A 16545-nucleotide genomic window follows, 5' to 3' on the forward strand; every position below is an offset into this window, starting at 1 on the left:
CGACGCTCTGACGCTCACATCTGACAGCGCCGCTTTCTAAGCTGGAGCCTCAACCACGGAGGATCCCGCCATGAAAGTCACCCTGCTCGGCGCCGGCCATATCGGCTACACCATTTCGCAATTGCTGCACGCCAGTGGCGACTACCAGGTGACGGTGGCGGATCGCGACGAGCGCGCCCTGGCAGCCATCGCCGCCCTGGGCGTGCAGACCCGGACCCTGGATACCGCCGACGCCAGCGCTCTGGCGGCGGCCCTGGACGATCAGGACGTAGTGCTCAATGCCCTGCCCTATCATCTGGCGATTCCGGTGGCCCAGGCGGCCAAGGCCACCAACACCCACTATTTCGACCTGACCGAAGACGTGAAGGCGACCAAGACCATCCGCCAACTGGCCGAGGGCGCGAGCAATGCCTTCATGCCCCAGTGCGGTCTGGCACCCGGCTTCATCGGTATCGCCGCGCACTCCCTGGCCAAGCGCTTCGACAGCGTGCGCGAGGTGAAGATGCGTGTCGGCGCCCTGCCGGAATTCCCCACCAATGCCCTGAAGTACAACCTGACCTGGAGCGTCGACGGCCTGGTCAACGAGTACTGCCACCCCTGCGAAGCCGTGCGCAACGGCGAGCTGCAACTGGTGCAGCCGCTGGAAGGCCTGGAACACTTTTCCCTGGACGGCGTGGAATACGAGGCCTTCAACACCTCGGGCGGCCTGGGCACCCTCTGCGAGACGCTGCAGGGCCAGGTGGAAACCCTGGACTACAAGACCGTGCGCTATCCCGGTCACCGTGACCTGATGAAGTTCCTGCTGGAAGACCTGCGCTTGGCCGGTGACCAGGAGCAGCTCAAGAACATCCTGCGCGGCGCCGTGCCCACCACCATGCAGGACGTGGTGCTGGTGTTCGTCACCGTCAGCGGGATGCGTGGCGGCAAGCTGGTGCAGGAGGTGTTCAGCCGCAAGATCTTTGCCGCCGAGCGCGACGGTCGCCTGACCAGCGCCATCCAGATCACTACCGCCGCCGGCATCTGCACCGCCCTGGATCTGTTCCGCGAAGGCAAGCTGCCGCAGCGCGGCTTCATCGCCCAGGAGCAGGTGGACATGGAGGCCTTCCTGGCCAACCGTTTCGGCAAGGCCTACCAGCCGGTCTGATCGGGGAAGCTTAGCGGTAGACCAGGGGTCCATAACGGAACAGTTACCGTTGGAGGACCCCTCGTCATGCTCAGCGTCGCCATCGTCGGTTGCGAACAGATCCACGCCCAGGACTATCTGGACACCAGCCTGGTCGATCCGCGCGTGCGGGTAGTGGCGGTGGCCAGCGAACGCGATCCCGCCCGCGCCCGGCGCCTCGCTACCCCTCAGGGTCTGCCGGTAGTGGATGACTTCGCCCGGGTGCCCGAGGTGGACCTGGCCTTCGTCACCACCTCCATCGAGGATCACGAGGCGGCGGTGACCGCCCTGCTCCCGCGCGCTCGGCACCTGTTCGTGGAAAAGCCGCTGGCCGTCTCGGCAGCCCGCGCCTCGGCCCTGGCCGATCAGCTCGCCGGGCGTTCCTGCTTCAGCGGCTTCTATCTGCGCACCGACCCGGCCCTGCAGCTGTTGCGCCAGCGGGCGCGGGACGGTGCCATCGGTAGCCTCAGCCACCTGTCACTGACCGCCGGCCATCCGGGCCTGCTGGAGGGCTGGCTCAGCGATTGGCCGGCGCATCTGGACGAGCGCCGCATGGGCTATGGCGCCTTTGGCGACCTGGCCGTGCACCTGCTGGATTTCAGCGCCTGGCTATGCGGTGAGGCCCTGACGGTCGTCCATAGCCGACTGGACCGCGATCCGCGCTGGCCGCTGGATCATGGCGGCGAGGCCTTGCTCCAGGCCGGTGATCTGCCGATTCATCTGCGCGCCAGCGCTACCCTGCGCGGTCCGCGGCTGGCCATTCGTCTGGACGGTAGCGAGGGAACCCTGGAGCTTTCCGCGGGGCGCCTGGTGCTGCACGACGCCAAGGGCAATCGCCAGGTGCTGGCCGAGGGCGTGGACCCCGGCGTGCCCCAGGGCGCCCAGGCGGTGTTCGACCAACTGCTCGGCCAACCGCGACCGGAACTGGCCGGTCTGGCGGATGCCCTGAGGGCCAATCGGCTGCTTGATAGCCTCTATGGACGCGGTTGAAGGCGGAATCGAACGCTCCGGCCCCACCTAAAGGTCGGACTGTTGGTGCCGATAGCGAGGGTATCCAGCGCAACTTGGCTGATACCCACCTCGCAGAAAGGAAGGCTCCATGGTCTGGTTCAACAATCTGGCACTGGCGAAGAAACTCGCCATGGCCTTTGGCCTGTGCACGGCCATCACCCTGGGCATCGGCGCCGTCGGCTTCAGCGGTATCCGCAGCGTCAACGCCCAGCTGGATAACGTGCTGGGCGACACGCTGCTCTCCATCAGCCTGCTCAACGATGCCAAGAGCAATGTCATCGGCCACAACCGCGATCTGTTCCGCGTGCTGTCCATGGCCTACGGCGAGGCACCCCAGAGCGAACTCCAGACCGTCATCACCTCTCTGCGCGACAACCAGGCCGATGCCGAAAAACCCTTCGCCGCCTATCGCACCACGCCGCTGCAGGCCGATGAAAAGCAGGCCGGTGATGCCTTCGAGCAGGACTGGAAGAGCTATATCGCCGGTACCGACGCCATCCTGGCGCGACTGGCCGCCAAGGACGTAGCCGGTGCCGCCAAGCTGTTGAACGAGCAGGTGCAACCCACCTACCGCAAAACCATGGCCTCGTTCAAGATCATGATTCAGTCCAACAAGCGCCAGAGCGCCGAAGCCGGCGACGCCGCGCATGCTGCCTACCAGAAAGCGGTCTGGGCACTCGGCCTGGGGCTGCTGCTGGCCACGCTCTGTGCCCTGGCGCTGAGCATCGTCATCACGCGCCTGATCGTTTCGCCCATCCGCCAGGCGGTGGGCAGCGCCGAGCGCGTCGCCCAGGGCGATCTGACCCAGCCGATCCAGAGCAGTCGCCGCGACGAAGTCGGCCAGCTGCTGCAGGCCCTCGGCGGCATGCAGCGGAGCCTGAAAGACACCGTGCAGCAGATGGCCGGTGCCTCCAGCCAGCTCGCCGCGGCTGCCGAGGAATTGCACGCGGTGACCGAGGAGAGTTCGCGTGGCCAGGTCCGCCAGCACGACGAGGTGCAGCAGGCTGCCACTGCAGTCAACCAGATGACCGCCGCGGTGGAAGAGGTGGCGCGTAATGCCGCCTCCACCTCCACCGCCTCCCAGGACACCAGCCGCGAAGCCCAGCAGGGTCGCGAGCAGGTGCAGCAGGCCGCCCAGGCCATGGCGGTGATGACCGGCGAGATCACCGACTCGACCCAGAAGGTGCAGACCCTGGAAGGCCAGGTGCGCGAGATCGGCAAATTGCTGGAGGTGATCCGCGGGATCGCCGAGCAGACCAACCTGCTGGCGCTCAATGCCGCCATCGAAGCCGCCCGGGCAGGCGAACAGGGCCGCGGCTTCGCCGTGGTGGCGGACGAGGTCCGTGCCCTGGCCCATCGCACTCAGGGGTCCACCGGCGAGATCGAACGCATGATGAGCGCCGTGCGCAGCAGCGCCGAGGAAGCGGTGGGCGCCATGCACAAGAGCCAGTCCCTGGCCGACAGCACCCAGGCGCGCGCCAATCGGGCCGGTGAAGCCCTGGACCGCATCGCCGCCGGGGTCGCCCAGATCGAGGAGCGCAACCTGGTGATCGCCAGTGCCGCCGAAGAGCAGGCCCAGGTCGCCCGCGAAGTGGATCGCAATCTGGTCAACATCCAGGACCTGTCCACCCAGACTGCTACCGGGGCCCAGCAGACGGCCGCCTCCAGCCAGGAGCTGTCGCGACTGGCCACCTCCTTCCAGAGCCTGGTGGCGCAATTCCGTTACTGATCGGCCACCCAGGGGACCTTCCGACCGGCGGTCAGCCTGCCCTCGCCGCAGCGAGTGGCAGGCTTCCCGCGCGGCCATGGGTCTGCCGACGTGACGCGCCGATGTTCGGAATTGAACATTGTGTGCCAGCGCGGTTCTGAACAGAAAGACCTGAATGGATGCTCCCATGCGCTTTACCTACGATGCCCGCCGCAGCTACCGCCTGATCGGCCTGGACGATGGTCGTCTGGCTGGGCAATTGCTGTGTGGGCAGCTTTACATCATGGTCGCGGGCGATGGAAAGCAACCGCAGTCCTATGCGCAGCTGGAAGATGACCAGTTGCGCACCGCCGAGGGCCAGCTGATCGGCTGTCGCGACGCGGATATCCTTACCCTGCAGCGAACTGGCGTAGCCCTGCGGCTGGAGCCACTCGACGCCTGAGGCAGAACGGCTAGCGCGATTCTCTCTATCTCGGGCCACCAGCATGGCCTCCACCACCGGGCGGCGGTATGAACAGCCAGTACCCGGGCAAGCACAACAGGGCCGCCAGCGCGGCCACTTTCGCGCTCTTCGCCATCACGACGATCGCTCCTGCCGAAGAGCCCTTCCCTTCTCCCCGTCATTGGACGCCAGGCCAAGCCGGAAAAGGCATAGACATGGGTTGAAGTCAGGCAAGAACGCCGTCCGGCCCGCTACATCCGTCGCCGATCGGTGGGAACCTCTTACGTAACTTGTCGCTCCATTTCCTTGAACGTCATCGAAAAGATGCCAAACGGGCGCCTTTTGGCCCCCTTCAGGAGATGTCATGTCCAGCGACAACCAGTACAGCATGCAGAACCCCCTTACCCAGTATCCCCAGCCGGAATTTGCCAAGCAGCCCCAGCAGGCCCCGGGTCTGGCCCAGGCCATGGAACCGCGCCCCGATCATGGCGAGGCCAGCTACAAGGGCTTCGGTCGCCTGGCCGGGCGCAAGGCGCTGATCACCGGCGCGGATTCGGGAATCGGTCGGGCCACGGCCATCGCCTACGCTCGGGAGGGTGCCGATCTGGTGCTCAACTACCTGCCCGAGGAAGAGGCCGACGCCCAGGAAGTGGTCAAGCTGGTGGAAGCCGAGGGTCGCAAGGCCGTCTGCGTTCCCGGTGACCTGAAGGACGAAGCCTTCTGCACCCAACTGGTGAGCAAGGCCAAGGAGGCCCTGGGTGGCCTCGACATCCTGGTCAATGTGGCTGGCAAGCAGACCGCCGTGCAGGACATCGCCGAGCTGACCACCGAGCAGTTCGACGCTACCTACAAGACCAACGTCTACGCCCTGTTCTGGCTGTGCAAGGCCGCGCTGCCGCACCTGCCGGCTGGCGCCGCCATCATCAACACCACCTCGATCCAGGCCACCCAGCCCTCGGAATTCCTGCTGGACTACGCCTCGACCAAGGCGGCCATCACCAACTTCACCAAGGCGCTGGCCAAGCAGGTCGCCAGCAAGGGCATCCGCGTCAATGCCGTAGCCCCCGGTCCCTTCTGGACGCCGCTGCAGCCCAGCGGTGGTCAGCCCCAGGAGAAGATCCCCACCTTCGGCGGCGAGACGGTGTTCAAGCGTCCCGGGCAGCCGGCGGAACTGGCGCCCATCTATGTACTGCTGGCCTCCCAGGAGTCGAGCTATGTGACCGGTGAGGTCTATGGCGCCACCGGAGGCATGGGCTGACGGCCATGGCGGCCTTCGATCCCGCCCGCCAGGATGGCTACGCGCCCCTGGCGGGCTATGCCGCCCTCTCCGATGGGCGTTCGGTCGCCCTGGTGGCGCCGGACGGCTCGCTGGACTGGTGGTGCGTGCCCAACATGGATTCCGCACCGCTGTTCGACCGCCTGCTGGATGCCCCGGCAGGCGGTTTCTTTTCGATCGCGCCGGTGGCCGACTATCGCGTAGAGCGCGCCTACCGCGAAGACAGCAACGTCCTGGAAACCTGCTTTCACACCGCTGACGGCAGCGTGCGCCTCACCGAATCGCTCAACAGCGGTTCGGCCGGACGCCTGCCCTGGTGCGAACTGGGTCGCCGCGTCGAAGGCCTTTCCGGACGGGTCGAATTGCGTATCGAGCTGGTACCCGGGACCCAGGGCCAGACCGTGTCGCCCTGGATGCGCAGCACCCCCAATGGCGAGGTCATGCACGTCGATGGCGTGATGGCCACCCTGCGCTATTGCGAGCGGCTGGAGATCCTCCAATGCGATGATCGCCGATTGGTGGGGCGACTGGTACTGGAAGCCGGGCAACGCAGCGTCCTGGCCTTGACCGCGACCGAGAACGAACCCCTGGTGGTGCCCTCCCTGGACGAGGTGGACCAGCGTATCGATCGCAGTGACCAGGCCTGGCGCGAATGGGCCCAGGGCTTCGCCTACCGGGGCGAATTCCTCAGCGAGGTGAAGCGCTCGGCGCTGGCTCTCAAGCTGCTGCTCTACTCCCCCACCGGTGCCATCGTCGCCGCCGCCACCACCTCGCTGCCGGAACGCATCGGCGGCGACAAGAATTATGAATACCGCTATGCCTGGGTGCGCGATGCGGTCTTTACCATCAAGGCCTTCCTGCGCCTGGGTGCCCTCGGCGAGGCCCAGGCGGCCCTGGCCTGGATCCAGAACGTCATCCGCCGCCACGGCAATCGCCTGCATACCTGCTTTACCCTGGAAGGCGAACTGGCCCCCGAGGAACGCATCATTCCGGTTCCTGGCTATCGCGACTCCCAGCCGGTACGCGTCGGCAATCGCGCCAGCGCCCAGTGTCAGCTGAGTCTCTATGGCGATCTACTGGAGACCTTCCGCCTCTATGCCAGCAAGGGCCATGTGCTGGATTTCGCCACCGCCAGCCTGCTCACCGACCTGGCCAATCTCTGTGCCGATGGTTGGCGCCAGCCGGATGCCGGCATGTGGGAATTGCCTGAAGAGCGCCACTACACCCTGTCCAAGCTGGGCTGCTGGTTCGCCCTGGACCGCGCCGTGACCCTGGCCCGCGATGGCCATATCCCCGACGCCATGTGCGGTCGCTGGGCGCGCGAGCGCGACCGCATCCGCGATTGGGTCAACCAGCACTGCTGGAGCGAACGCAAGCAGGCCTACACCTTCTATGCCGGTACCGAGCGCCTGGACGCCGGGCTGCTGCTCGGCATCCGCTTCGGCTTCGACGGTGGTGAGCGTTCGGTCAGCACCCTGGCGGCCATTCGCCGTGAGTTGGCCCATGGCCCTCTGGTCTATCGCTACAGCGGTGCCGAGCAGGAAGAAGGTGCGTTCCTGGCCTGTTCCTACTGGATGGTCGAGGCCCATGCCGTGCTGGGCGAGGTGGACCAGGCGCGGGAACTGATGCGCGAGGTCCTGGCCGCCAGTCTCAATGGCGTCGGTCTGATGACCGAGATGCGCGATCCCCGGGATGGCGCGGCCCTGGGCAACTTCCCCCAAGGCCTGAGTCACCTGGCCATGGTGCATGCGGCGCTGATCCTGGAAGAGCCGGAGCCCGAGGCGTGAGCGATCTGGATTTCACCCGCCCGGTGGACGAGGTCGCCCGGCAACTGATCGGGGCGACGCTCAGGGTCGAGGGTGTGGGCGGCCTGATCGTCGAGACCGAGGCCTACGACGGCGAAGACCCGGCCTCCCACAGCTTTTCCGGCCCCACTCCGCGCAACCGCGCCATGTTCGGTCCGCCCGGGCATGCCTATGTCTATCGCTCCTATGGCATCCACTGGTGCTTCAATCTGGTCTGCCGCGAGGCCGGGCATGGCGCGGGTGTGCTGATCCGCGCGCTGGAGCCACTGTGGGGTCTGGAGGTGATGCGGGAACGTCGGGGCGGCCTGGCCGATCGCCTGCTGTGCGCCGGTCCCGGCCGGCTATGCCAGGCCCTCGCCATCGACGGCAGTCACGATGGCTTGCCGCTGATCGAGCCACCCTTCCTGCTGGAGCCCGCGGCTGCCGAGGTAGCGGTGATCGCGGGCCCGCGCATCGGCATCAGCCGCGCGCGCGAGGTGCCCTGGCGCTTCGGCCTGGCCGGTTCGCACTATCTGAGTCGTGGCTTTGCCAAAGCGCCCCAGCCCGGCGATAACAGCTAGGCTGAAGGCAACGACCGTTGCCGCAACCTCTCGGAGGCCCCATGCGCGCCAGTCAGCTGCTGCCTATCGCCCTGCTCTTTCCCCTCCTCGCCCAGGCGAGCCTGCGCTGTGGTCAGAGTCTCGTCGAGGAAGGCGACAGCGTCGAACAGGTGCTGGCCGCCTGCGGCGCCCCGGCCGAGCGCAAGATCAATCCACCGGCGCTGCGTAACAACAACGTGCCCAAATTCAATGCCGCCGAGACCCAGTTCTGGACCTATGGCCCGGAGAACGGCGCCTCGCGGCACCTCAAGTTCATCGACGGCAAGCTGGTGGAGATCAGAGTCGAGCGTTAGCGGGAAGCCTCCCTCACCCCAACCCTCTCCCGGAGGGAGAGGGGGAAAAGCACCAGCTCCGACGCAGGCGCGAGGCGGCTTAGGCGTAGGTTGGGTTGAGCGCAGCAAAGCCCAACGGCCAGACACCCTCACCCCAACCATCTCCCTGAGGGATAGGGGGAAAAGCAGCAGCTCCGACGTAGGGGCGAGGCGGCTCAGGCGTAGGTTGGGTTGAGTGCAGCGAAGCCCAACATTTGCCAGGCGAGTTTCTCCATCGAGCAGGCAAAAAAGAACCGCCCGAGGGCGGTTCAAGAGGAGCACGACCTCAGGGTCGTGGTTAGAACTTGGCTTCCAGGTCCAGCTGCAGGGTCTTGACGTCGGCGTCGCGGCGGAAGCGGCTGGCGGTATCGGACTCGGCGAGGAAGTAGGTCAGGCCCACGCCGAAGTTCTTGTCGATGTCGTAGCCGAGCTTGAGCTTGTGGCCGCGGGCCCCGGTCGAGCCGTTGCCGAAGTCCGAGTCGGTAAAGGCACCGACCACGGCGTTGCGCTGGACATCGCGGTAGTTGTATTCCAGCCCGACCCGCTGCATCAGCTTGGTCTTGGCGCCCACCAGCCAGGCGGTGTCCTCGCCGTCGTCGGCCTTGTCGTTGACCACGTACTGGCCATAGAAGGACAGCGGCACCCACAGCTTGGTCAGGTCCAGCTGGGCGAAGCCCTCGTAGAGCTGGAAGCGGTCAGTGGTGTTGCCATTGACCGCCAGGGCGCAGGGCGAGGTGACCGAACCGGTGGTCGGGCAGGTGCTGTCCTGGTCCTTGTCGTAGGCGTAGACGCTGCCACCGACCATCAGCTTGGCGGAATCGCCCAGGTTGAAGCGGCTGCCGAGCTGGCCGGCGTAGAGGCGCAGGTCGTGCTTGAATTCATAGCCTTCGCCGTCGACGTTGTCCTTGAGCACGTAGTAGCCAGTGCTGCCGAACAGCTCGGCGCCGCCGCCCAGATCGTACTTGTAGGTGCCGGCCAGGCCTTCGGGGTTGATGTCGGCGTCCCAGATGACATCGCCGGTGCTCACCCACTGCTGGCCCATCTTGCCACCCACCAGATGCAGATTCGGCAGCGCCGTGGGGTGGTAGTCGATGTAGGCCTGATCCAGCCAGAGCTGCTTCTTGTTGAAGTAGCCGTTGAGGTCCTGGTTGGTGGAGCGGGCATCGTCGCCGCCGCCGGTGGCGATGCGGATGCCGGTGTCCACCTGGGGATTGATTTCGCTGTAGGCGCCCAGTCGCGCGCGGATGCGCTGGCGGTCCCGGTCGCGGCCGTTGTCCGGCTCGCCGCTGATGTCGATGCTCTCGTGGCGCACCCGCACGTCGCCCTTGATCTGGGTCTTGGCGGCCCAGGCCAGTTTCTTCTCGAAATCGGAGGTCTTCTGCTGCTGGGCGACCTGGGCGGCACGTGCCTGCTGCTCCTGCTGCAGATCGCCGCGCAATTCGCTGTACTGGGCGGGGGTGATGGAGCCGTTGGCCTTGAGCATGTCGAGCAGCTTCTCATCGACCGCGGCACTCGCGGCGGCCGAGCAGGTGGCCAGGAGCACGCCCGAGAACAGCGCCGTGAATCGATAAGGGTTAACAGACATCGGCAGATCTCCTTTCAAGACTATCCAGGGAGTGATGGCTGGCAGTGCAGCCCGTCACGAAGCTGGCTCAGTCTCGGCAGAAGAGATGTCATTTTGCTTGCAGGAAGATAAAGCTTTTAATTCAAGCCATTGAATATAAAGAAAAATTTAATCAAACCTTCATTCATCCCGGACGGCTCGGCAGTGGCTCGGAATGGAACACGCTGAGCGGACGCCCTGGCCAGGCGCTTTCCGACCGCCCATGAAAAAGGCCACTCCGGGGAGTGGCCTTGCCGAGTGCCGGCGAAATCCTTAGCCGAAGCGACCGGTGATGTAGTCCTCGGTCTGCTTCTTGTCCGGCTTGGTGAAGATCTTGTCGGTCTTGTCCACTTCGATCAGCTCGCCCAGGTACATGAAGGCGGTGACGTCGGAGCAGCGCGCCGCCTGCTGCATGTTGTGGGTGACGATGACCACGGTGAACTCCTGCTTGAGTTCGGCCAGCAACTGCTCGATGCGCGCGGTGGAGATGGGGTCCAGGGCCGAGGTCGGCTCGTCCAGCAGCAGCACCCGCGGACGCAGGGCGATGGTGCGGGCGATGCACAGCCGCTGCTGCTGACCGCCGGAGAGACCCAGGGCACTCTGGTTGAGCTTGTCCTTGACCTCGTCCCACAGCGCCGCGCCGCGCAGCGCCTGCTCGACGCGATCCTGCAGCTCCACGCGGGACAGCCGCTCGTGATGGCGGATGCCGTAGGCGACGTTGTCGGCGATCGACATCGGGAAGGGCACCGGCTTCTGGAACACCATGCCGATGGTGCTGCGCAGGCGGCTCAGCGAGTACTTGGGATCGAGGATGTTCTCCCCGTCCATGAGGATCTCGCCGCTCGCTTCCAGCCCCGGGTATTCCGAGTAGATGCGGTTGAAGATGCGCAGCAGCGTGGACTTGCCGCATCCGGACGGGCCGATGATGGCGGTGATCTGCTTGGCCGCAATGTCCAGGTTGATCGACTTGAGCGCCTGGTGGCCCTTGTAACGGAAGCCGACGTCGCGCGCCTGCAGTTCCGGTATCTGCGTCTGCATGGTAGTCACTTGGAATCCCGGTTACGAAAGAAGAAGCGAGAGGAGAGGTTCAGGAGCAGCACGAACAGTGTCAGCAGCAGGGCGCCGGCCCAGGCCAGGTGCTGCCAGTTCTCGAACGGACTCATGGCGAACTGGAAGATGGTCACCGGCACGGTGGCCATGGGCTTGAGCACGTCGGCGTTCCAGTACTGGTTGCCGAAGGCGGTGAACAGCAGCGGTGCGGTCTCGCCGGTGATGCGGGCGATGGACAGCAGCACCCCGGTCACCACGCCGGCGCGGGAGGCGCGCAGCAGGATCTGCAGGGTCACCTTCCACTGGGGAATGCCCAGGGCCAGCGCCGCCTCGCGCATGGCCGGCGGCTGCAGCTGCATCATCTCGTCGGTGGTACGGGTCACCACCGGCACCACCAGCATGGCCAGTGCCAGGGAGCCGGCGAAACCGGAGAAGCCCAGGCTGCCACCGGAGTACTGGTTCAGCGTCACCACCACGGCGGTGTAGATGAACAGGCCGATGACGATCGACGGCGCCGACAGCAGGATATCGTTGACGAAACGCACCACCAGCCCGAGCTTGGAGTGGCGGGCGTATTCGGCCAGCCAGAGCCCGGCGAGGATGCCGATGGGCGCGCCGATGGCGGTGGCCAGCAGGGTGATCAGCACGCTGCCGAACAGGGCGTTGGCCAGACCGCCGTCGGCGGCGCCGGGCGGCGGCGTCATCTCGACGAAGAGCGCCGGGCTCAGGGCGCTGACGCCCTTGATCAGGGTGGTGCCGAGGATCCAGGCCAGGAAACCCAGGCCGAGCACGGCGGCGGCGCTGCCAAAGATCAGCGCGAGGCCGTTCTTGATCCGCCGCTTGCGATAGAGATAGGCGTCGATGTGCATCAGTTACCTGCCTTGCGCGACAGTTGCGACAGCATCAGCCGTGCCGCCAGCAGCACGAAGAAGGTCACCACGAACAGCAGGAAGCCCAGGGCGATCAGCGAAGAGCGGTGCAGATCGGTGTAGGCCTCGTTGAATTCGTTGGCGATCACCGAGGCGATGGAGCTGCTCGGCATCATCAGCGAGAGCGAGAACTGGTGGGCGTTGCCCAGCACGAAGGTCACCGCCATGGTCTCGCCCAGGGCGCGACCCAGGCCGAGGAAGGCGCCGCCGACCACCGCCGAGCGGGTGTAGGGCAGCACGATGTCCCAGCAGACTTCCCAGGTGGTGGAACCCAGGGCATAGGCCGATTCCTTGAGCTGGGCCGGCACGCTGCGGAACACCTCGTACATCACCGAGGTGATGAAGGGCAGGATCATGATCGCCAGGATGATGCCGGCGGTCAGCATGCCGATGCCCAGCGGCGGGCCCTGGAACAGCACCCCGATCACCGGGATGGCGCCAAGGTAGTCGTTGATGAAGGGCGAGATGTAGGCGGCCATGAAGGGGCCGAAGACGAACAGGCCCCACATGCCGTAGATGATCGAGGGAATGCCCGCCAGCAGCTCGACCGCGGTGGCCACCGGGCCGCGCAGCCAGGGCGGCGCGATCTCCGAGAGGAACAGGGCGATGCCGAAGGCGGTGGGCACGGCCAGCAGCAGGGCGATGAAGGAGGTCATCAGGGTGCCGTAGATGGGCACCAGGGCGCCGAATTTCTCGGCGCCGACATCCCATTCGGCCGAGGTGATGAAGTCCAGGCCGAAGGTCATGAAGGCATGGCGACCGCCCCAGAGGGTGGACGCGGCGGCGCCGACCAGTACCAGCAGTACCAGCAGCGCGGCGGAAAACAGCAGCCGGCGGAACCAGACATCGGCGCGGGTATCCCGGCGGATGCGCTGTTCCTGAACGGCGGAGAGGGGCAGGGTCTGGTCGGTCATGGAGCTTTCCGTCTACCTGGAAGGACGCGCGAAACCGCCTGGACCCCAGGGGATCCAGGCGGCGGAACAGTCGTGCTTACTTCTTGAAGTCGGACGCCCAGTAGCCTTCGATCTGCTTGACCAGGGTGTCCGGGACCGGGACGTAATCCAGGGCCGCGGCATCCTTCTGGCCATGCTCAAGGGACCACTTGAAGAAGTCGAAGGCGACCTTGCTGCGCTCTTCGTTCTTGGGTTCCTTGTACATCACGATCCAGGTGGTGGCGGTGATTGGCCAGGCGTCGGCGCCCGGGGCGTTGGTCATCAGCAGGTTGAAGTCCTTGGCGCTCTTCCAGTCGGCGGTGGCGGCGGCGGCCTGGAAGCTCTTGGCTTCGGGCTGCACGAAGTTGCCGGCGGCGTTCTTCAGCTGCACGTGGGTCATCTTGTTGGTCAGCGCATAGGCGTACTCGACGTAGCCGATGGAGCCCTTGATCTGCTTCACGTAGGCGGCGATACCCTCGTTACCCTTGCCACCCACACCGACCGGCCAGTTGACGGTGGTGCCGAAGTTGAACTTCTCCTTCCACTCCGGGCTGACCTTGGCCAGGTAGTTGGTGAAGTTGTAGGAGGTGCCGGAGCCGTCGGAACGACGCACCACGGTGATGGCGCCCTCAGGCAGCTTCATGCCGGGGTTCAGCGCGGCGATGGCCGGGTCGTTCCAGGTCTTGATCTCGCCCATGAAGATCTTGGCCATGGTCGGACCGTCGAGCTTCAGCTTGCCGGGCTCGATGCCTTCCACGTTGATCACCGGCACGATGCCGCCAATGATGGTCGGGAACTGGCCCAGACCGCCCTTCTGCAGGTCGTCGGTGCTCATGGGGGCGTCGGTGGCGCCGAAGTCCACGGTGCCGGCCTTGATCTGGGCGATGCCGCCGCCGGAGCCGATGGACTGATAGTTGATACGGTTGCCAGTCTTCTCGCTGAAGCCTTGCGACCACTTCGACAGAACGGGGAAGACGAAGCTCGAGCCGGCGCCCGTGACATCCACGGCGTGAGCGGCGGTGCTCAGGCAAAAGGCCGACAACAACAGAGAGAGGCTGAACGTGCGTTTCATGGTGGCTCCATTACCTAGTGAGGGCTGGCGCTAGGCTATTGCCGAAATGTGACAATTAAGTGTCAGCGGCATGACGAAACAGGGACGGCAGAGCGCCATCATTGCGGGCGGCGGCTACCGTTCCTGCGCTGGCAAGCCAAGGTGTCCGCGCCTGGGCCTCGCAGCAGGCCGCTTCGACAATCCACCCCGCACTGCGGACGGCAGAGGGGTCGCCTTCGTCCTGGCCAACCTCTACAGGCGACCTCCGGTGGTCACCAGACGACACGCCTGTCTGCCGCCCGCGGTCGTCTCAGCAGCCTGTGCCGTGGCCACGATCCAGCCATGGCGGGCCTTGCAGGCCTTTCGGCGCATCCGTGAGGGCGGCTTGGCAGCAGAAATTTAGCCAAGGCTATATATATTAGAACTATCTACAAGATAGACTTTCTCTATCCGGATGGGTAAGGTGGCGGCCTCTTTGGGGAGTAGCCTGCTTCCACCGCGGTGGAAAGCGTCCTGATCAACATACTCGGCAACCGCCGTGGTCAGGACAGCCAGTCAGGGTTGGCGAGACCAGAGGCATCACCGCGCCATGCCGGGCGTGCGGGGGTGCCTTGTGGATCGAGCCCGGCCGGCGCTGTCACGATGAATCCCGCTTCCCTGATGTTCCTGGCCTTCGCCATGTCCACCGATGCCTTTGCCGCCGCCGTCGGCAAGGGTGCCAGCCTGCACAAGCCCTGCCTGCGCGAAGCCCTGCGTACCGGCGCCATCTTCGGCGTCATCGAAGCCATCACCCCGGTGATCGGCTGGGCCGTCGGCCTCACCGCCGCCCAGTACGTCCAGCCCTGGGATCACTGGATCGCCTTCACCCTGCTCTCCGTGCTCGGCCTGCGCATGATCTGGGCCGGCTTCGGCGCGCCCGAGGCCGAAGAGGAAAAGCCCCGCCAGCATTCCTTCATGCTGCTCGCCCTGACCGCCGTGGCCACCAGTATCGATGCCCTCGCCGTGGGCGTGGGCCTGGCCTTCATCGACGTCAACATCATCACCGCCGCCCTGGCCATTGGCCTCGCCACCATGATCATGGTCACCACCGGCGTGATGCTGGGCCGGGTGATGGGCAATCTGGTCGGCAAGCGCGCGGAGATGCTCGGTGGCGTGGTGCTGATCGTGATCGGCGCGGCCATCCTCCACGAGCACCTGGCCACCGTGGCCAGCTGATGGCCCGGCCCTGGCGTAGCGCCCTCCTCGTCCTGGCCGCCCTGCTGCTGGCAGCCTTGGGCTTTCTCGCCTGGCAGCGCTTCTGGCCGGCCCAGGCCGCTCCGGGCTGGCGCTACGAAGTGGCCCATGGCGACATCGCCAAGGCCAGTGCCCTGGCCTGGCAGGGCGATGCCCTGCTCACCGCGGAAGAACTCAAGGACGGCAAGGGCCGGCTGCTGCGCATCGATGCCCAGGGCCGGCGCAGCGTGCTCAGCGAGGGGCTGTACAAGCCCGATGGCCTGGTGCCCTACCGCAACGGTTTCGCCTACAGCCAGGAAGGTGGCACCCACCCCATCCGCTGGTTCGACGCCGCCGGCAGTCGCGATCTCTTCACCGGGATCAACGCCCAGGGCCTCTGGGCCGAAGGCGAGCGGCTCTATGCCGTGGAAGACCGCAAGGGCGAAGGGCGCCTGCTGCGTTACGACGCCGCCGATGGCAGCCTGACCGTGCTGCGCGACCACCTGAACGAGGCGGAGTCCTTTACCCGTTGCCCGGATGGCACGGCCTTCTATACCGAGAAAGCCCGCGGCCTGGTGCGTCAGTTGAGCGACGACGGCCGTGATCCGCCGGCGCTGAGCGAACTGCGCGAGCCGAGTTTTCTGCTCTGCGACCGGCGCGGCCTGTGGATCAGCGAAGACTCCACCCACCGCGCCCGCCTGCTGCTCTGGGATCGCCAGTCAGCCCCGCGCGCCATCCTGACCTTCCTACGCGCGCCCCAGGCCTTGCTGCCACGGGGCGACGGCTACCTGCTGGCCGAAGGCGGACGCAACCGCATCATCGCCCTCGAGCCGCGTTAGCGCATGCGCTTCAGGGTATCGTCCTTGCGCACCAGGTGATGCCAGAGCGCGGCCAGCACGTGCAGGCCGATCACCCAGTAGAAGGCCTTGCCCAGCCAGAGGTGCACGCCCTTGAGCGTCTTTGCCAGTTCCGGGTCCACCGGGAAGGGCGAAGGCAGCGCCCAGGTGCTGGAAGGGATCTTGACCGCGCCGATGGTCAGCCAGACGGTGAACAGTCCGAGCAGCGGCTGGGCCAGCAGAAAGGCATAGAGCCCGTAGTGGGTCAGCCGGCCGACGGTCTCCAGGCTCTTCGCCAGCGGCGGCGTGATCGGCGGTACCGGATGGCGGTGGCGCACCAGCAGTCGCGGCAGGACCAGCGCCAGGACCAGCAGGCCGACCCAGAAATGGCTGAGCACCACCCACTGGCGCTCCAGCGAGCCCCGCTCGAACTGCCCGCGATTGAGGATCAGTACATAGGCCAGCAGTACCAGCAGGGCCATGAGCCAGTGCAGCAGCCGGGCGCTGCGCGCATAGCGGGAAACAGGAGAAGCGGAAGGCATGACGGGATCCTGCTACTGAGGTGAAGAGGCGCCGGCAGTGTAGCGGCGCCCGGGAGTTGAAGGTATGGGTGCAAGG

General features: G+C 65.9%; 16 protein-coding genes, 1 pseudogene and 1 riboswitch. Of the genes and pseudogenes, 11 read left to right on the plus strand and 6 right to left on the minus strand.

Going from position 1 to position 16545, the window contains the following annotated elements; translation table 11 throughout:
• Nucleotides 1-70 precede the first annotated feature (70 nt).
• From QE444_RS21980 to QE444_RS22015, 9 genes and pseudogenes are all read left to right on the plus strand, one after another.
• Nucleotides 71-1144 carry a saccharopine dehydrogenase family protein gene (locus QE444_RS21980; RefSeq protein WP_133861351.1) on the plus strand — a complete coding sequence of 358 codons (1074 nt, stop codon included), beginning with the start codon at nt 71-73 and terminating at the stop codon, nt 1142-1144.
• Nucleotides 1145-1210: 66 nt separating this feature from the next.
• Entirely contained in the window at nt 1211-2152 is a 942-nt protein-coding gene (locus QE444_RS21985) for a Gfo/Idh/MocA family protein (protein ID WP_273861757.1), read from the plus strand.
• A gap of 109 nt (nt 2153-2261) precedes the next feature.
• A pseudogene (locus QE444_RS23720) lies at nt 2262-3044 on the plus strand (MCP four helix bundle domain-containing protein); the annotation flags it as partial.
• A gap of 27 nt (nt 3045-3071) precedes the next feature.
• Nucleotides 3072-3902 carry a methyl-accepting chemotaxis protein gene (locus QE444_RS23725; protein ID WP_405046489.1) on the plus strand — a complete coding sequence of 277 codons (831 nt, stop codon included), beginning with the start codon at nt 3072-3074 and terminating at the stop codon, nt 3900-3902.
• 166 nt (nt 3903-4068) lie between these two features.
• Complete coding sequence (locus QE444_RS21995; RefSeq protein WP_133861354.1) at nt 4069-4323, plus strand: hypothetical protein; 255 nt, start codon at nt 4069-4071, stop codon at nt 4321-4323.
• 364 nt (nt 4324-4687) lie between these two features.
• Complete coding sequence (locus QE444_RS22000) at nt 4688-5581, plus strand: SDR family oxidoreductase (RefSeq protein ID WP_187980282.1); 894 nt, start codon at nt 4688-4690, stop codon at nt 5579-5581.
• Between the two features lie 5 nt (nt 5582-5586).
• Entirely contained in the window at nt 5587-7386 is a 1800-nt protein-coding gene (locus QE444_RS22005; protein ID WP_280308899.1) for a glycoside hydrolase family 15 protein, read from the plus strand.
• Nucleotides 7383-7964: a DNA-3-methyladenine glycosylase gene (locus QE444_RS22010; protein WP_187980284.1), complete on the plus strand. Its 582-nt coding sequence runs from the start codon at nt 7383-7385 to the stop codon at nt 7962-7964. The genes QE444_RS22005 and QE444_RS22010 overlap by 4 nt, the downstream gene beginning before the upstream one ends.
• Before the next feature lie 41 nt (nt 7965-8005).
• The gene (locus tag QE444_RS22015; protein ID WP_187980285.1) at nt 8006-8296 is read left to right on the plus strand and encodes a DUF2845 domain-containing protein; all 291 of its coding nucleotides are present in this window, start codon (nt 8006-8008) and stop codon (nt 8294-8296) included.
• Nucleotides 8297-8612: 316 nt separating this feature from the next.
• On the opposite strand, the gene QE444_RS22020 is transcribed toward QE444_RS22015, so the two are convergent.
• From QE444_RS22020 to pstS, 5 genes are all read right to left on the minus strand, one after another.
• Nucleotides 8613-9899 (minus strand): putative porin, encoded by a 1287-nt coding sequence (locus QE444_RS22020; protein ID WP_273863038.1) that lies wholly within the window; start codon nt 9897-9899, stop codon nt 8613-8615.
• Between the two features lie 291 nt (nt 9900-10190).
• The gene (gene pstB / locus QE444_RS22025; RefSeq protein WP_044341611.1) at nt 10191-10955 is read right to left on the minus strand and encodes a phosphate ABC transporter ATP-binding protein PstB; all 765 of its coding nucleotides are present in this window, start codon (nt 10953-10955) and stop codon (nt 10191-10193) included.
• Nucleotides 10956-10960: 5 nt separating this feature from the next.
• Nucleotides 10961-11836 carry a phosphate ABC transporter permease PstA gene (pstA, locus tag QE444_RS22030; RefSeq protein WP_044341612.1) on the minus strand — a complete coding sequence of 292 codons (876 nt, stop codon included), beginning with the start codon at nt 11834-11836 and terminating at the stop codon, nt 10961-10963.
• Nucleotides 11836-12810 (minus strand): phosphate ABC transporter permease subunit PstC, encoded by a 975-nt coding sequence (gene pstC / locus QE444_RS22035; RefSeq protein WP_187980287.1) that lies wholly within the window; start codon nt 12808-12810, stop codon nt 11836-11838. The genes pstA and pstC overlap by 1 nt, the downstream gene beginning before the upstream one ends.
• A gap of 76 nt (nt 12811-12886) precedes the next feature.
• Entirely contained in the window at nt 12887-13900 is a 1014-nt protein-coding gene (gene pstS / locus QE444_RS22040) for a phosphate ABC transporter substrate-binding protein PstS (RefSeq protein WP_007160735.1), read from the minus strand.
• A gap of 449 nt (nt 13901-14349) precedes the next feature.
• Nucleotides 14350-14516, plus strand: a riboswitch (yybP-ykoY riboswitch).
• A 5-nt stretch (nt 14517-14521) separates the two neighbouring features.
• On the opposite strand from pstS, the gene mntP reads away from it, so the two are divergent.
• Together mntP and QE444_RS22050 are read left to right on the plus strand one after the other, a co-directional pair.
• A complete protein-coding gene (gene mntP / locus QE444_RS22045; RefSeq protein WP_187980288.1) occupies nt 14522-15094 on the plus strand; it encodes a manganese efflux pump MntP in 573 nt (190 codons plus the stop codon).
• On the plus strand, nt 15094-15930 hold the full coding sequence (locus QE444_RS22050; RefSeq protein WP_187980289.1) for a hypothetical protein: 837 nt from the start codon (nt 15094-15096) through the stop codon (nt 15928-15930). Before mntP ends, QE444_RS22050 begins: the two co-directional genes overlap by 1 nt.
• Here the strand turns inward: QE444_RS22050 and QE444_RS22055 are convergent.
• Nucleotides 15927-16469: a cytochrome b gene (locus tag QE444_RS22055; protein WP_208693960.1), complete on the minus strand. Its 543-nt coding sequence runs from the start codon at nt 16467-16469 to the stop codon at nt 15927-15929. The genes QE444_RS22050 and QE444_RS22055 overlap by 4 nt on opposite strands.
• Nucleotides 16470-16545: the final 76 nt, after the last annotated feature.

Origin of the sequence: Pseudomonas sp. SORGH_AS_0199 (assembly GCF_031453735.1) — a bacterium.
GTDB lineage: Bacteria > Pseudomonadota > Gammaproteobacteria > Pseudomonadales > Pseudomonadaceae > Chryseomonas > Chryseomonas aestiva.

Excerpts from the sequence above, each read along its gene's own strand:
- QE444_RS21985 (WP_273861757.1), top strand. The coding sequence starts at position 1,211 with ATGCTCAGCGTCGCCATCGTCGGTTGCGAACAGATCCACGCCCAGGAC.
- QE444_RS23725 (WP_405046489.1), top strand. The coding sequence starts at position 3,072 with ATGGCCGGTGCCTCCAGCCAGCTCGCCGCGGCTGCCGAGGAATTGCAC.
- pstC (WP_187980287.1), bottom strand. The coding sequence starts at position 12,810 with ATGACCGACCAGACCCTGCCCCTCTCCGCCGTTCAGGAACAGCGCATC.
- QE444_RS22020 (WP_273863038.1), bottom strand. The coding sequence starts at position 9,899 with ATGTCTGTTAACCCTTATCGATTCACGGCGCTGTTCTCGGGCGTGCTC.
- QE444_RS21995 (WP_133861354.1), top strand. The coding sequence starts at position 4,069 with ATGCGCTTTACCTACGATGCCCGCCGCAGCTACCGCCTGATCGGCCTG.
- pstA (WP_044341612.1), bottom strand. The coding sequence starts at position 11,836 with ATGCACATCGACGCCTATCTCTATCGCAAGCGGCGGATCAAGAACGGC.
- pstS (WP_007160735.1), bottom strand. The coding sequence starts at position 13,900 with ATGAAACGCACGTTCAGCCTCTCTCTGTTGTTGTCGGCCTTTTGCCTG.
- QE444_RS22055 (WP_208693960.1), bottom strand. The coding sequence starts at position 16,469 with ATGCCTTCCGCTTCTCCTGTTTCCCGCTATGCGCGCAGCGCCCGGCTG.
- pstB (WP_044341611.1), bottom strand. The coding sequence starts at position 10,955 with ATGCAGACGCAGATACCGGAACTGCAGGCGCGCGACGTCGGCTTCCGT.
- QE444_RS22000 (WP_187980282.1), top strand. The coding sequence starts at position 4,688 with ATGTCCAGCGACAACCAGTACAGCATGCAGAACCCCCTTACCCAGTAT.
- mntP (WP_187980288.1), top strand. The coding sequence starts at position 14,522 with ATGAATCCCGCTTCCCTGATGTTCCTGGCCTTCGCCATGTCCACCGAT.
- QE444_RS22015 (WP_187980285.1), top strand. The coding sequence starts at position 8,006 with ATGCGCGCCAGTCAGCTGCTGCCTATCGCCCTGCTCTTTCCCCTCCTC.
- QE444_RS22050 (WP_187980289.1), top strand. The coding sequence starts at position 15,094 with ATGGCCCGGCCCTGGCGTAGCGCCCTCCTCGTCCTGGCCGCCCTGCTG.
- QE444_RS22005 (WP_280308899.1), top strand. The coding sequence starts at position 5,587 with ATGGCGGCCTTCGATCCCGCCCGCCAGGATGGCTACGCGCCCCTGGCG.
- QE444_RS21980 (WP_133861351.1), top strand. The coding sequence starts at position 71 with ATGAAAGTCACCCTGCTCGGCGCCGGCCATATCGGCTACACCATTTCG.